The sequence below is a fragment of the Methylobacterium carpenticola genome (genome assembly GCF_042748905.1).
Lineage (GTDB): Bacteria > Pseudomonadota > Alphaproteobacteria > Rhizobiales > Beijerinckiaceae > Methylobacterium > Methylobacterium carpenticola.
In genome coordinates this window covers 1,977,625-1,993,559 of sequence record NZ_JBHZEO010000001.1, presented here as the reverse complement: position 1 = coordinate 1,993,559, position 15,935 = coordinate 1,977,625, and the positions used below count along the sequence as shown (strand labels likewise).

Here is a 15,935-nt window from a genome sequence, read left to right as displayed (position 1 = left end):
GCAGCGCCGAATTTTTTTGCGGCGCACCCCTAAATTTCCGCCCGCCCGATCCGTCCTGCCCTCCGAGACCCGATCCCGCAGGGAGCAGCAGACGATGGCGATCGACGACAGCGAGACGACCTTCCTCGTCGTCATCAACGGCGAGGAGCAATACGCGATCTGGCCGGCCTTCCGCCCGGTGCCGGAGGGCTGGACCGCGACCGGCTTCTCCGGCCCCAAGGACGCGTGCCTCGCCCATGTCGACGAGGTCTGGACCGACATGCGCCCGGCCTCCCTGCGGCGCGCCCTCGCCGCCGACGCGCGGGCCTGACCGCCCGCCCCGCCCCGCATCCGAGACCGAAGCCGAGACAGGACGCCCGATGACCGACGGAGTGCAGCGCGAGCCGATCGAGGCCCCGACCGCGACGGACTTCGTCCGCCATCTGCGCTGGCTCGCCGCGAACCATCCCGCGGTGCCGGCCCTGCGCTTCCTCGACGATCCGGAAGCCGGCGAGGTGCAGCTCGACTACGCGGCCCTGGACCGGCGCAGCCGGGCCATCGCCGCCCGCCTGCAAGCCCTGGCCGCGCCCGGCGACCGGGTCTGCCTGATGCTGGAGACCGGACTCGACTACGTCGCCGGCTTCTTCGGCTGCCTCTATGCCGGGCTGATCGCCGTGCCCCTGTTCCCGCCCGAGCCGCGCCGCGCCCAGCATCAGGCCCGGATCGCCGCGGTCATCGCCGATGCCGAGCCGGCGGTGATCCTCGCGCATCGCGACGGCGTCGCGGGCGTGCCGGCCGCCGGCCCGGCGCACATCCTCGCCGTCGAGGCGATCGCCACCGCGGAGGCGGCGGCGTGGCGCGAGACGGCGCCGGATCCGGAGGCGGCGGCCTTCCTGCAATACACGTCGGGCTCCACCGCCAGCCCGAAGGGCGTCGTGGTCACGCACGCCAACCTGATCGCCAACGAGCGCCTGATCCGCGACGGCTTCGGCCTCGGGCCCCGCGACGTCATGGTGAGCTGGCTGCCGCTCTACCACGACATGGGCCTGATCGGCGGCCTGCTCCAGCCGATCCATACCGGCTTCCCCGCCGTGCTGATGTCGCCCAAGCACTTCCTCGGCCGGCCGATCCGCTGGCTGGAGGCGGTCGACCGCTTCCGCGGCACGGTGAGCGGCGGCCCCGATTTCGCGTTCCGCCTCTGCCTCGACCGGATCGACGACGCGGCGGCGGACCGCCTCGACCTGTCGTGCTGGCAGCTCGCCTTCGCGGGCTCCGAGATGGTGCGCGCGGGCACGATGGCCGCCTTCGCCGGGCGCTTCGCCGCCGCCGGCCTCGACGCGCGCGCGCTCAGGCCCTGCTACGGCCTCGCCGAGGCGACCCTGTTCGTGTCGACGGGCCGGCGCGGCGAGGGGATGCTGAGCCTCGATCTCGACCCCGCGACGCTGGCGCGGGGCCGGGCGGTGCCGGCGCAGGCGGGCACCCGCCTCGTGGATTGCGGCGTCGCGCAGCCCGACCACCCGATCCGCATCGCCGCCCCGGACGGCGGCCCGCTGCCCGACGGCACCATCGGCGAGGTGCTGGTCTCCGGGCCGAGCCTCGCCCGCGGCTACTGGCGCAACCCGGCGGCGACCGAGGCGGCCTTCGTGACCGTCGACGGCCGGCGCACCCTGCGGACCGGGGATCTCGGCTTCCTGCATGCGGGCCGGCTGTTCCTGGTCGGGCGCGCCAAGGACCTGATCATCCTGCGCGGCCAGAACGTGTATCCGCAGGACGTCGAGGCCGCCGTCGAGGCGGGCGTCGAGATCCTGCGCCAGGGCCGCATCGCCGCCTTCGCGGTGGAGCGCGACGGGCGCGAGGGCATCGGCGTCGCCGTGGAGGTCTCGCGCGCCGTCCAGAAGCTGGTGGAGCCGCGCGCCCTCGCCGCCCTGGTGGCCGAGTCGGTGGCGGAGGCCTTCCTCGAGACCGCCCGCGTGGTCGTGCTGCTCAACCCGGGCGGGCTGCCGCGCACGTCGAGCGGCAAGATCCAGCGCGCGGCGACCCGGCGCGGCTGGGAGGCCGGCTCCCTCGATTCCTACGCGGTGATCGAGGACGGCCGGCTCGTCGGCGGGCCCGCTCCGGCGCCCGTCCCGGCGGCGGCGCTCACGCCGACCGAGGCCCTGCTCGCCCGCCTCTGGACCGAGATCCTGGGTTCCGAGGCGCCGGGCCGGGAGAGCCATTTCTTCGCGCTGGGCGGCGATTCCGTCGCGGCGATCCGGCTCATCGCGGCGATCCGCGCCGCGACGGGGCGGGTCGTGCCGGCCCCGACGCTCTTCGCCCATCCGCGCCTCGGCGAGCTGGCCGCGGCGGTCGACCGCCTCGCGGCTTCCGCCCCCGACGCCATCGGCAGCCCGGCCGCCTCCCGGGACGGGGCGCTGCCTCTGTCCTTCAGCCAGGAGCGCCTGTGGTTCGAGGCGGAGTTCGGCGACGGCGTCCGGCACCACATCGCCGGCGGCCTTCGCCTCGACGGCCCCCTCGACCGCGCCGCCCTCGCCGTCGCCCTCGCAGGGCTGGTCGCCCGGCACGAGGCGTTCCGCACGCGGCTGCGGCGGCGCGCCGATGGACGGGCCGAGCAGCGGATCGCGCCGGCCGCGGATCTGGACCTGCCCGTCACCGACCTCGCGGACCTCGCCGAGGAGGAGCGCGCGGCGGCGCTCGCCGGGATCGGCCGGGACGAAGCCGCGCAGCCCTTCGATCTCGACGGCGGCGCCCTGGCGCGCTTCCGGCTGGTCCGGCTCGCGGCGGAGCGCCACGTCCTGTTCGTGACGATGCACCACATCGTCTCGGACGGCTGGTCGATGCGGGTGCTGCTGCGCGAGTGGCCCGCCCTCTACGCCGCCGCCGCCGAGGGACGGGAGGCCGCCCTGCCGGCGCTCACCATCCAGCCCGCGGACCTCGCGATCCGCCAGCGTGCCGAGGCGGAGGCGCCGGAGGATCTCGCGTGGTGGCGGGAGCGCCTCGGCGGGCCGCAGCCGGACCTCGCCCTGAGCGACCGCCCCCGCGCGCCGGGCGGGCGGGTGCTGCGCCACCGCTTCGCCATCGGCGCGGAGATGAGCCGCCGGGTGCGGGAGGAGGCGCGCGCCCGCGGCGCCTCGCCCTTCGCGGTGCTCTTCGCGGCCTTCGCGCTGGTTCTGCACCGGTTCGGCGGTGCGCGCGACCTGCGCATCGCCATGCCGGTGGCCGGCCGCCACCGGCCGGGGACCGAGGATCTGGTCGGCGTCTTCGTCAACACGCTGGTGGTGCCGCTGCGCGTCGATCCGGCGCGGAGCGGGCGGGACTTCCTGGGGGAGGTCTGGACCGCCCTCACCGCGGTGCAGGCGCGCCAGGATCTCCCCTTCGAGCGCCTCGTCGAGGCGCTCCAGCCGGAGCGCGTCGCCGGGCGCGCTCCCTTCGCACAGGTCATGATCAGCCAGCAGCCGGCCGGGCTCGGCGCGCTCGGCCACGCGGCGGGGCTCGCCCTGGAGGCCTTCGGCCAGGATACCGGCGAACCGCCCTACGACCTCGTGCTGGAGGTCGCCGAGGAGGACGGCGCGCTCGCGGGCACCTTCGCGTATGCCGAGGCCTTGTTCGATCGCGAGACCATCGCGCGCTTCGAGGAGGGCTTCCGGGCGCTGCTCGCCGGTCTCGCCGGGGATGGCGAGCGCCCCCTCGCGACGCTGCCGCTGGTTCCGGCCGAGGCGCGCACCCGCCTCTCGGCCCCCCATCCCGGTCCCCTCCCCCTCGCCGACGCCCTCCTGCCCGACCTCATCGCCCGGGCCGCCGCCGCCGATCCCCACGCCCCCGCCATCATCGCCGGCGACCACACCACCTCCTTCGCCGACCTCGACGCCCGCGCCAACCGCATCGCCCACATCATCGCCCGCCGCGGCCTCCCCCCGGAGACCCGCATCGCCGTCGCCCTCCCCCGCTCCGCCACCCAGATCGCCGCCTTCCTCGCCGTCCTGCGCGCCGGCGCCGCCTTCCTCCCCCTCGATCCCGCCCTCCCCCAGGCCCGTCTCCGCGCCCTCATCGATCAAGCGAGCGCCCCCCTCCTCCTCACCGACACCGCCACCCGGCCCCGCCTGCCCGACGGGCCCGAGATCCTCGAACTCGACACCCTCGACCTCGCCGCCGAGCCCGCCACCGCACCCGCCATCCCCCTCCACCCCGACCAGCTCGCCTACGTCATCTTCACCTCCGGCTCGACCGGCGCGCCCAAGGGCGTCGCCGTCCCGCACGGGCCGCTGGCCATGCATGTCCGCGCCACCGGCGCCGTCTACGAGACCGGACCCGGAACCCGCGAGCTGCACGTCCTGTCGATGAGCTTCGACGGCGCCCACGAGCGCTGGATGGTGCCGCTCGCCTTCGGGGGCGCCGTCGTGCTCAAGCCCGACGGGCTGTGGTCGCCCCGCGAGGCGCTCGCCGCCATGGAGCGCCACGGCGTCACCCATGCGGGCTTTCCCACCGCCTACATGCACGCGCTGGCGCTGGAGGCCGCCGCCGGCCCGGCGCCGTCGCCGCGCTCCTATGCCTGCGGCGGGGAGGCGCTCTCGCGCGAGAGCCTGGCGCTGGTGAGCCGGGCATTGTCGCCGCGCTTCCTGATCAACGGCTACGGCCCGACCGAGACGGTGATCTCGCCCCTGGTCTGGAAGGTGGGACCGGAGGCAGCGGTGGAGGGCGCCTATGCGCCGATCGGCCGGGCGGTGGGGTCGCGGCGGGCGCTGATCCTGGATGCCTGGCTCGAACCGGTGCCGGTGGGGGTGACGGGGGAGCTGTACCTCGCGGGGACGGGTCTGGCGCGGGGCTACCTGGCCGGGCCGGGCCAGACGGCGGCGCGGTTCCTGCCGGACCCGTACGGGGCGCCGGGATCGCGGCTGTACCGGACCGGGGACCTGGCGCGGTGGCGGGGGGACGGGACGGTTGAGTATCTGGGGCGGGCGGACGCGCAGGTGAAGCTGCGGGGGTTCCGGATCGAGCTGGGGGAGGTCGAGGCGGCGCTTCTGGCGCAGGAGACGGTGTCGGGAGCGGCGGCTGCGGTGAAGGCGGGCCCGGGCGGGGGCCGTCTGGTGGGGTACGTGGTGGCGGCGGCGGGGGCGCGGGTGGATGCGGGGGCGCTGCGGGCGGAGCTGGCGCGGCGCCTGCCGGACTACATGGTTCCGTGGCGGATCGTGGCTTTGGATGGCCTGCCGCTGACGGCGAACGGAAAGCTGGACCGGTCAGCGCTGCCGGATCCGTCCGGGGAAGAGGATGCGGGGGTGGGGCAGCGCGCGTTGAGCGCGACGGAGGCGGTGGTCGCGAGGATCTGGGCGGAGGCGCTGGGGCTGACCTCCATCGCGCCCGACCGGAACTTCTTCGAGGCCGGGGGCGACTCGATCCTCAGCCTCCAGATCGTCGCGCGGCTGCGCGAGGCGGGCCTTTCCGCAAGCCCGCGCGAGATCTTCGAGCACCAGACCGTGGCCGCCCTCGCCCGCGTGCTGCGGCCCGTCGCGGGAGCCGCCGCCCTGCCCGCGCCGGAGGGGCCGGCGCCGCTGACGCCGATCCAGGCCTGGTTCATGGGCACGTCCGTGCCGCGGCGCGACCATTGGAACCAGTCCATCGAGCTGACGACCACGGCGCCCCTCGATTCCGCCCGGCTGGCCGAAGCGCTGCGGCGCCTGATCGGGCATCACGAGGCGTTGCGCCTCGCCTTCACCCGCGACGGGCACGGGACCTGGCAGCAGGCCCCGGTCCCGCTGGACGGCCTGCCCGATCCGCTGAGCCTCGTCGAGGCGGCCTCGGAGGCCGAGATGCGCGCGCGCTTCCGGGCGGCCGAGGCGAGCCTGGATCTGGCGAGCGGCCGGGTCTTCGCCGCCGTGGCGGCGCACGTGCCGGGGGCGGCTCCGCGCCTCCTTCTCACGGCGCATCACCTCGTGGTCGATGCCGTGTCCTGGCGCATCCTGGTGGCGGATCTCGAACGCCTCTACGCCGATGCGCGGGCGGAGCTGCCCCCCGCGACGCCCTTCCGGGCCTGGGCGCAGCACCTCGCTGCACGCGCGGCGCGCCTGCCGGAGGAGGCCGCCGGGCGGTGGGCCGCATCCCTCGCGGGGCCCGGCGCGCTCCTTCCCGCCGACGATCCCGACGGCGCCGCCACGCACCGCGTCGCGCGGGAGATCCGCCTGCACCTCGACGCCGGCCTGACGGCCCGGCTGGAGCGGACCTGCGCGGCCTATCGCATGCGCCTCGACGCCATGCTGCTGACCGGCCTCGCCCGGGCGGTCGCGGCCTGGACGGGGGAGCGGGCGCTGTCCGTCACCGTGGAGCGCCACGGCCGCGACGACGCGGCCCTGCCCCTCGACCGGGCGATCGGCTGGTTCACCACGCTGGTGCCGGTGCGCCTCGAAACCGCGGGCGACCTCGCCGGGGATTGCAAGGCGGTGAAGGAGGCGCTGCGCGCGCTGCCCGGCGACGGGCGGGATTTCGGCCTCCTGCGCCAGGGCGGCCCGGAGGCTGCGCGGGCGCGGCTCGCCGCCCTGCCGGTGCCGCCGGTCACCTTCAACCATCTCGGCAGCGTCGCCGGGACGGGGGCGGGCGGCCTGTTCGCGCTCGATGCGGAGGCGATGCGCCTCTGTGCCGATCCGGAGGCGCCGCTCGGCGCCGCACTCACCATCGACAGCCTCGTCCGTGACGGCGCGCTGAGCCTGCGCCTGAGCTACAGCGGCGCGCGCTTCCGCCCCGAGACCATGGCGGCCTTCGCCGAGGGGCTGCGGGCGGAACTCGTCGCCCTGGCCGATCACGGCGACGCTCCCGGAGCCGGGGCGCTCACCCCGTCCGACGTGCCGCTCGCCGGCCTCGACCCGGCCCGGCTCGACGGGTTGCGGCTCGACCCGCGTGCGGTGAGCGACCTCTATCCGCCGACGCCGACGCAGGCCGGCATCCTGTTCCACGCCCTCGCCGCGCCGGAATCCGGCCTCTACGTCAACCAGCTGAGCGTCGCCATCGAGGGGCTCGACCCGGACCGTTTCCTCGCGGCGTGGCGGGCGGCCGTGGCGCGCCACCCGATCCTGCGCACGGGCTTCCTGTGGACCGGCGACCTCGACGCGCCGCTCCAGGTGGTGCACGCCGCGGCCGAGCTGCCGGTCACCCGGCTCGCTCGCCCGGACGCGGCCGAGCCGGATCTCGCGCGGCTCGCCGCGACCGAGCGGGCGCGCGGCTTCGACCTCGCGGCACCGCCCCTGATGCGGCTCCTGCTCGTGGATCTCGGGCGCGGGCGCCATCACCTGATCTGGACCTGCCACCACCTCCTGCTCGACGGCTGGAGCAATGCCCGTCTCGTCTCCGAGGTGCTGCGCACCTACGCGGGCGAGGCGGTAGCGCCGCCGGCCCGCCTGTTCCGCGACCACGTCGCGGCGCTGAGCCAGCGCGACCGCACCGCCGATGCGGCGTTCTGGACCGCCAGCCTCGCCTCCCTCGACGCGCCGACCCTCCTCGTCCCCGCCCTCTCCGGCGAGGCGGGGGCAAGGGGGCACGCGGTCATCGAGACGGATCTCGGCGCGGCGCGGGCGGAACGCCTGCACGCTCTCGCCCGCCGTGAGCGGGTGACCGTCGCGACCCTGTTCGAGGCGGCCTGGGCCCTCACCCTCGGTCGCTTCACCGGCCGCGCGGACGTCGCGTTCGGGATCACGGTCTCGGGCCGCCCGCCCGAGGATCGGGACATGCACGCGGTGCTCGGCCTGTTCATCAACACCGTGCCGCGCCGCGTCGCGCTGCCCGGACAGGCGGATCTGGGCGACTGGCTGCGCGGCCTTCAGGCCGAGGCGGCGGCGTTGCGCGAGCACGGCCTCGCGCCGCTCGTCGACATCCAGGCCTGGGCGGGACGCAGCGGGCAGCCGCTCTTCGACAGCCTGCTGGTGGTGGAGAACTACCCCCTCGACGCGATCGTCCGCGAGCGCAGGCTCGGGGGGCTGCGCCTCGGCCCGGTCACCACGCTGGAGGCCACCGACGTCCCGCTGACGCTCTCGGTCCTCCTCGACGACGCGCCCCGCCTGAGCTGGAGCGCGGACCGGGCGCTGATCGCGGGCTCCGAGGTGGCGCGGCTCGCCGCGCAGATGCTGCACGCGCTCGACGCCCTCGTGAGCGGGGCCGGGGACCCCCTCGGCGCCCTCGGTCTCGCCCTGCCGGAGGAGGTCGCGGCGTCCCGCGCCCGCGCTCGCGCCGTTCGTCCCGCGCCGGCCGAGCCGGCGATCCACCGGCGGATCGCCGAGCAGGCGCGCCGCCGCCCCGATGCCGTCGCGGTGACCTGCGGGACCGAGCGGATCACCTACGCGGAGCTCGCATCCCGCGCCGCGCGCCTCGCCCGCCGCCTCGTGCGCGAGGGCGTGCGGCCCGGCGACCTCGTCGGAATCTGCGCCGAGCGCTCCATCGACCTCGTGGTGGGCCTGCTCGCCATCCTCGAGAGCGGGGCCGGCTACCTGCCCCTCGATCCGGGCTACCCGGCCGAGCGGCTGGCCTTCATGCTGGCGGATTCGGGAGCCCGGCACGTGTTGGTCGCGGCGGGCCTGCACGATCTCCTGCCCGCTCCCGCGTCGGGGGTTCCGCGGGCGATCCGGCTCGACGGGCCGCTCCCGGACGAGACCGAGATCGTCGCCCTGCCGGACGCGCCCCATCCCGATCAGCCGGCCTACGTGATCTACACCTCCGGCTCCACCGGGCGGCCGAAGGGCGTCGTCGTCACGCACGCCAACGTGGCCCGGCTCCTGACGACGACGGAAGCGGCCTTCCGCTTCGGCGCGGCCGACGTCTGGACGCTCTTCCACGCCTACGGCTTCGACTTCTCCGTCTGGGAGATCTTCGGCGCGCTCTGCCATGGCGGGCGGCTCGTCGTCGTGCCGCGCGACGTCGCCCGCACCGCCGACGCCTTCCTCGACCTCCTCGTCGCCGAGGAGGTCACGATCCTCAACCAGACGCCCTCCGCCTTCCGGCCGCTGATGCAAGCCGCCCTCGGCCGGCGCCGGGCGCCGGACCTGCGCCTGCGCGCGGTCATCTTCGGCGGCGAGGCCCTGGATGTTGCCGCGCTGGCGCCCTGGTTCGCCCGGTTCGGCGATGCGGCGCCCCGCCTCGTCAACATGTACGGCATCACCGAGACGACCGTGCACGTGACGCTCCGGCCCCTCGCCGCGTCCGATGCCGCCGCGGCGGTGAGCCCCATCGGCGAGGCCCTGCCCGACCTCGTCCTGCACCTCCTCGACGCGAATCTCGATCCCGTGCCGGACGGCGTCCCGGGGGAGATCCATGTCGGCGGGGCGGGCCTCGCGCAGGGCTATCTCGGGCGCCCCGGCCTCACGGCGGCGCGCTTCGTGCCCGATCCCTTCGGCCCGCCGGGGGCGCGGCTCTACCGCAGCGGCGACCTCGCCCTGCGCCGGCCGGACGGCAGCCTCGCCTATCTGGGCCGGGCGGACGGGCAGGTGAAGCTGCGCGGCTTCCGGATCGAGACCGGCGAGATCGCCGCGGCGCTCCGCGCCGAGCCGGGCGTGGCGGATGCCGCCGTCCTCCTGCGGAATGGCGCGGGGGGCAGGCAGCTCGTCGCCTACGCGGTCGGCACCGGGCTCGACGGCGCGGCCCTGCGCCGGGCCCTCGCGCGGCGCCTGCCCGAGCACATGGTCCCGGCCCATGTGGTGGCGGTGCCTCACCTGCCGCTCACCCCCAACGGCAAGCTCGACGCGGCCGCCCTGCCGGCGCCGGTGGCGGGGCCGGAGGCCGGCTCCGCCCCCCCCGAGGGGCCGGTGGAGCAGGCTCTGGCGGCGATCTGGCGGGAGGTGCTGGACATCCCCGCCATCGGCCGGGACGACAACTTCTTCGCCCTCGGCGGCCATTCCCTCACGGCGGCGCAGGTCGCCATGCGGGCGAGCCAGCGCCTCGGGACGAGCGTGCCGATCCGCACCCTGTTCGAGGCGCAGACCCTGCGCGGGCTCGCCCAGGCCATCGCCGTCCCGGAGACGGGGGCCGACGAGAGCCGGGCCGCCGACCTCGCCGCCATGGACGATCTCCTCGCCGATCTGGAGACCTGAGTGAACGCTCGCGTGACCGATCAAGCCGCCGACCTCAGCCGCCGCTTCAGCCGCCTGCCGCCGGAGAAGCGCCGGCTCTTCCTCGCCGCGCTCGCCGAGCGCGGGATCGATTTCGCGCGCCTGCCGATCGTTCCCGCGGAGGATGGGGCCTCCCCGCTCTCCTATGCCCAGGACCGCCTCTGGACGATCGGTCGGATGGGGGGCGATCCGGCCCTCCTCCATATCGCGGGCGGCCTGCGCCTCGCCGGCCCCCTCGACCGCGCCGCCCTGGAGCGGGCGCTCGCCGCCCTCGTCGCCCGGCATCCGAGCCTGCGCACGGGGTTCCGCGCCGGGGATGGCGAGCGGGTCGAGGCGGTCACGCGGGCGGCCGTCGCGACGCCGCTGCGGATGGACGATCTCGGCGATCTGCCGGCCGGAGCGCAGGAGGAGCGTTTGGCGGCGCTCTCGCGCGAGGAGGCGCGGGCGCCCTTCGATCTCGCCGCGCCGCCGCTCCTGCGCGTGCGGCTCGTCCGCCTCGCCGCGGATAGCCACGTCCTGCTCATCACCATGCACCACCTGATCTCGGATGGGCGCTCCGTCGAGATCCTGCTGTCCGACCTGATGCGGCTCTACGCCGAGGGGCCGGCGGCCGAACTGCCGCCTCTTCCCATCGCCTATCCGGATTACGCCCGCTGGCAGCGCGACTGGCTGGAGGCGGGCGAGGGCGAGCGCCAGCTCGACGGCTGGCGCGCGCGCCTCGGCACGGGCGATCCGGTGATCCCGCTGCCCACCGACCGGCCGCGGCCCGCGGTGCAGAGCTTTCGCGGTGCGGCCGTCTCCTTCGCGGTGGAGCCCGCCCTGGCCTCCGGCCTGCGCGCCCTCGCGCAGGCGGCCGGCGCCACCACCGCCATGGTGCTGTTCGCCGCCCTCGCCCTGCTGCTCCAGCGCCTGACCGGGGAGCGGGACCTGCGCATCGGCGTCCCGGTGGCCAACCGCAACCGGCCCGAGACCGAGCACCTCGTCGGGCTGTTCGTGAACACCCTGGCGATCCGGGTCGCGGTCGATCCGGCGGCGAGCATCCTCGATCTCGTTCGCGCGGTGCGCGCGGCCATGATCGACGCGCAGGCGCACCAGGATCTGCCCTTCGAGCGCCTCGTCGAGGCCCTGCAGACCCGCCGCAGCGTCAGCCACACGCCCCTCGTCCAGGTCATGCACAGCCACCGGATCGACGGCCCCTCGCCCCGCCTTGTGGCCGGGCTGTCGGTGGAGCCGTTCGGCCGCGAGACCGGGGGGATCCAGTTCGATCTCGTCCTCGAGACGGTGGAGACGGCCGAGGGCGGGCTGCACGGCACCTTCGGCTACGCCCGCGACCTGTTCCAGCGCGCGACGATGGAGCGCCTGCGCGACGGGTTCCTGCTCCTCGTGTCCGGAGCCATCGCCGATCCGTCCCGCCCCCTCGCGACGCTGCCGCTGGTTCCGGCCGAGGCGCGCACCCGCCTCTCGGCCCCCCATCCCGGCCCCCTCCCCCTCGCCGACGCCCTCCTGCCCGACCTCATCGCCCGGGCCGCCGCCGCCGATCCCCACGCCCCCGCCATCATCGCCGGCGACCACACCACCTCCTTCGCCGACCTCGACGCCCGCGCCAACCGCATCGCCCACATCATCGCCCGCCGCGGCCTCCCCCCGGAGACCCGCATCGCCGTCGCCCTCCCCCGCTCCGCCACCCAGATCGCCGCCTTCCTCGCCGTCCTGCGCGCCGGCGCCGCCTTCCTCCCCCTCGATCCCGCCCTCCCCCAGGCCCGTCTCCGCGCCCTCATCGATCAAGCGAGCGCCCCCCTCCTCCTCACCGACACCGCCACCCGGCCCCGCCTGCCCGACGGGCCCGAGATCCTCGAACTCGACACCCTCGACCTCGCCGCCGAGCCCGCCACCGCACCCGCCATCCCCCTCCACCCCGACCAGCTCGCCTACGTCATCTTCACCTCCGGCTCGACCGGCGCGCCCAAGGGCGTCGCCGTCCCGCACGGGCCGCTGGCCATGCATGTCCGCGCCACCGGCGCCGTCTACGAGACCGGACCCGGAACCCGCGAGCTGCACGTCCTGTCGATGAGCTTCGACGGCGCCCACGAGCGCTGGATGGTGCCGCTCGCCTTCGGGGGCGCCGTCGTGCTCAAGCCCGACGGGCTGTGGTCGCCCCGCGAGGCGCTCGCCGCCATGGAGCGCCACGGCGTCACCCATGCGGGCTTTCCCACCGCCTACATGCACGCGCTGGCGCTGGAGGCCGCCGCCGGCCCGGCGCCGTCGCCGCGCTCCTATGCCTGCGGCGGGGAGGCGCTCTCGCGCGAGAGCCTGGCGCTGGTGAGCCGGGCATTGTCGCCGCGCTTCCTGATCAACGGCTACGGCCCGACCGAGACGGTGATCTCGCCCCTGGTCTGGAAGGTGGGACCGGAAGCGGCGGTGGAGGGCGCCTATGCGCCGATCGGCCGGGCGGTGGGGTCGCGGCGGGCGCTGATCCTGGACGCCTGGCTCGAACCGGTGCCGGTGGGGGTGACGGGGGAGCTGTACCTCGCGGGGACGGGTCTGGCGCGGGGCTACCTGGGCGGGCCGGGCCAGACGGCGGCGCGGTTCCTGCCGGACCCGTACGGGGCGCCGGGGTCGCGGCTGTACCGGACCGGGGACCTGGCGCGGTGGCGGGGGGACGGGACGGTTGAGTATCTGGGGCGGGCGGACGCGCAGGTGAAGCTGCGGGGGTTCCGGATCGAGCTGGGGGAGGTCGAGGCGGCGCTTCTGGCGCAGGAGACGGTGTCGGGAGCGGCGGCTGCGGTGAAGGCGGGCCCGGGCGGGGGCCGTCTGGTGGGGTACGTGGTGGCGGCGGCGGGGGCGCGGGTTGATGCGGGGGCGCTGCGGGCGGAGCTGGCGCGGCGCCTGCCGGACTACATGGTTCCGTGGCGGATCGTGGCTTTGGATGGCCTGCCGCTGACGGCGAACGGGAAGCTGGACCGGTCAGCGCTGCCGGATCCGTCCGGGGAAGAGGATGCGGGGGTGGGGCAGCGCGCGTTGAGCGCGACGGAGGCGGTGGTCGCGAGGATCTGGGCGGAGGCGCTGGGGCTGACCTCCATCGCGCCCGACCGGAATGTCTTCGAGGCCGGCGCCAACTCGCTCCTGGCGCTGCGGGTTCTCGGCGCCCTCTCCGCCGCCTTTCCGGACCGCAGCCCCACCATCGCCGACCTGTTCAACAACCAGACCGTCGAGACCCTGGCCGCGGCCCTCACGGCGGACGATGTCGGGACGGCGCAGGTGGTGCGCCTGAGCCGCAGCGGGGAGCGGCCCATGCTCTACTGCTTCCCCGGCCTGATGGTGAACACCCGCGAATACGCGCCGCTCGTGCGCCGTCTCGGGCCGGACCAGCCGGTGACGGGCTTCGTCTGCTACTCGCTGACGGAGGCCCGCAAGAGCTTCGTGTCGGTGGAGGCCATCGCGGCCCGCTACGCGGAGACCATCCGCGACGAGTGCCGGGGCCGGCCCTGCACCCTGCTCGGCTGGTCCTGGGGTGGGGTCCTCGCCTACGAGGCGGCCCGGATGCTGGGGAGCGAGATCGACCTCGGCTTCGTCGGCATGCTCGATGTCTGCGCCCTCGACACGACCTTCGCGGTCGGCGCGCTGCCCGGCCTGTCGCCCGGCGAGACGCGCCACCTGCAGGAGACGGTGGCGGCCTGGCTCGAACGCTCGCCCATGCGGGCCGATTGGGAGGATCTCTTCCGCCGCATGGACGCGGAGCTGGAGGCGCAGTTCCTCGCCTACGTGAAGGCGACCGGCCCGCTGCCCGCCGACGGCCCCGCCATCGGCAGCAAGGAATACGAACTCTGGACCTTCGTCGACAACACGATCCTGTACCGACGCTACCGGGCCGAGCCGTTCGACTGCCCGATCCGGGTCTGGCTGGCGGGAGAATCGATCGCCCGCGGGCTCAATCACGTCGACTGGACGCGCTACTCGCGGCGCGTGCTCAGCACCGACGTGATCCCCGGCGTGAGCCACCGGGCCATCGTCGATTCGGCGCAGTTCCACGACAGCTTCGCGGCCCGTCTGGCGGCACCGGCCGGGCGGCCGGACCGGGCGGCGTGAGGTCCGGGCCGAGCGCCCGGACGCCCCCGCCGGCGCCTCATACGGTTTCCGGATGATCGCTTCGCGATGCGGAAACCGGCCTCGCTCAGGCGCCGCGCGGGCTCGTGATCCGGTTTCCGAAAGTGATCGTCCGGAAACCGTATCAGCCCTCCTCCGGCTCCCGATCCGCCGCGAAGACGAGAAGGCTCGGGCTTTCCGCCACCGTGAAGCCGAGCCCGGCATAGAGCCGCTCCACATGCGTGCCGGCTCGGCATTGCAGCATCAGCGCCGCGGCCCCGGCCGCCCCGGCGATCCGGACCGCGAGGCGGGTCGCGAGGGCGCCGAGGCCGCGCCCCTGCTCCTCCGCCCGGGTGCCGACATTGTAGAGGCCCGCGAGATCGCCCCTCCGGTAGACCGAGGCGCAGGCCACCGGCCGGCCGTTCCGGCTCAGGGTGAGGTGGTGCGTCTCGACGCCCTCGACCGCGCGGGCCTCCCGCAGCACCGGGAGGTAGACCGCCTCGGCTGCGGCGTTGATCGCGGGGTCCGGATAGAGCGCGCGGCAGACGGACAGGTAGGCTTCGCCCGGCGCCGGGCCGCACTCCACCGTGACAGCCATGCCGCCCGGCAGAGCGGCCGCCCCGGCCGGCGCGCAGGGCCGGATCATCCAGCGGGTCGGGACGGCGGCCCGCAGGGCCGGGTGTCCGTCGAAACGCCCGGCCTCCGCGGCATCGGCCGCCAGGATGGCGGGCTGACGGCCGTGTCGCCCCGCCACCGCCCGGACCCAGCCCAGATCGCCCGTCCCGACCGCGAGGTTGAGGCCGGGCTCCGCGATCCTGCCCGACCACAGGTAGCGCGCTCCCGCCGGCCCGGCCTCGACGCCGGAGACGTAGCAGCCCGCCTGCACCCGGAGATGGGTCTCGAGCAATTCCGCGAACGCGAACCGTCTCATGCCGTCCCTCGTCCTTTTGGAGGAGATTTCATTCGTGATGCGCCGGCAACAGGGCCGTTTTGCTTGTCGGGGATGCACATAGTTGGCCGAGACACGATGTGAATACATCAATATGACATTTTAATTCCTCTAATATAGAATCAAATCTAGAGATTTCCCTTGATATTCATGGCGGGTCAGCGTCATGGTCCGGCGCTCCATCGGAATCGGCCTCATCCCGCGTGCTTTCGGTGCCGGGAGACGGGGCGCGATCGCCGCGGTCCACGACCGACGAGACCGACTGCCCGAGAAAGACCGCTCATGACACGCACAGTCGCTTCGACTGGCTCCGTCCCGGAGGACGCGTCTCTGCTCGCCGCGTTGGTGCGCGAGCAGAGAACCCTCGTCGACTACGCGGCACGGATCCTGAGGGACCGGGCCTCCGCCGAGGATGTGGTTCAGGAGGTCGCCGTGAAGCTCTGCGAGGCGCGCGGCGGCGGCGGGATCGGCGCCCCGCTCCACTACCTGCGCCGCATGGTGCGCAACGCCGCCATCGATTGCGCCCGCCGCACCGCCCGCGAGGGCTGCCGCTTCACGGACGAGGCCGATGCGGTGATCGCGCCCTGCACCTGCCCGCAGGAGCGCCTGGAGCAATGCGAGGCGCTGCGCGCCGTGATGGCCGCCCTCTCGGCGACCCCGGCCCGGACGCGGCGCGTCCTGCTCGCGCACCGCATCGACGGCGTGCCGCAGAAGGAACTCGCCCGCGAGATCGGCGTCTCGCCGACCCTGGTGAACGTCATGATCCGCGACGGGACGGCTTTGTGCCGCGCCGCCGCCGCCTGATCCGGTTTCCGGACGATCACTTTCGGAAACCGTATCACGAGCCC

5 protein-coding genes are annotated in these 15,935 nt (G+C 75.1%); 4 read left to right on the top strand and 1 reads right to left on the bottom strand.

The window, feature by feature from the left end; all coding sequences use genetic code 11:
- Positions 1-94: 94 nt before the first annotated feature.
- The 3 genes from ACE101_RS09475 to ACE101_RS09465 are packed head-to-tail and all read left to right on the top strand — an operon-like array spanning position 95 to position 14,141.
- Positions 95-310 carry an MbtH family protein gene (locus ACE101_RS09475; RefSeq protein ID WP_379128379.1) on the top strand — a complete coding sequence of 72 codons (216 nt, stop codon included), beginning with the start codon at positions 95-97 and terminating at the stop codon, positions 308-310.
- 49 nt (positions 311-359) lie between these two features.
- Positions 360-10,037, top strand: coding sequence for a non-ribosomal peptide synthetase (locus tag ACE101_RS09470; RefSeq protein WP_379128376.1), 9,678 nt, complete (start codon positions 360-362; stop codon positions 10,035-10,037).
- A 12-nt stretch (positions 10,038-10,049) separates the two neighbouring features.
- Complete coding sequence (locus tag ACE101_RS09465; RefSeq protein WP_379128373.1) at positions 10,050-14,141, top strand: non-ribosomal peptide synthetase; 4,092 nt, start codon at positions 10,050-10,052, stop codon at positions 14,139-14,141.
- A gap of 142 nt (positions 14,142-14,283) precedes the next feature.
- Here the strand turns inward: ACE101_RS09465 and ACE101_RS09460 are convergent, their stop codons facing one another.
- On the bottom strand, positions 14,284-15,069 hold the full coding sequence (locus ACE101_RS09460; protein ID WP_379128371.1) for a GNAT family N-acetyltransferase: 786 nt from the start codon (positions 15,067-15,069) through the stop codon (positions 14,284-14,286).
- A 300-nt stretch (positions 15,070-15,369) separates the two neighbouring features.
- Here ACE101_RS09460 and ACE101_RS09455 point away from each other — a divergent pair, with 300 nt between their 5' ends.
- Positions 15,370-15,891, top strand: a complete 522-nt coding sequence (locus ACE101_RS09455) for a sigma-70 family RNA polymerase sigma factor (RefSeq protein ID WP_379128368.1) — start codon at positions 15,370-15,372, stop codon at positions 15,889-15,891.
- Positions 15,892-15,935 lie beyond the last annotated feature (44 nt).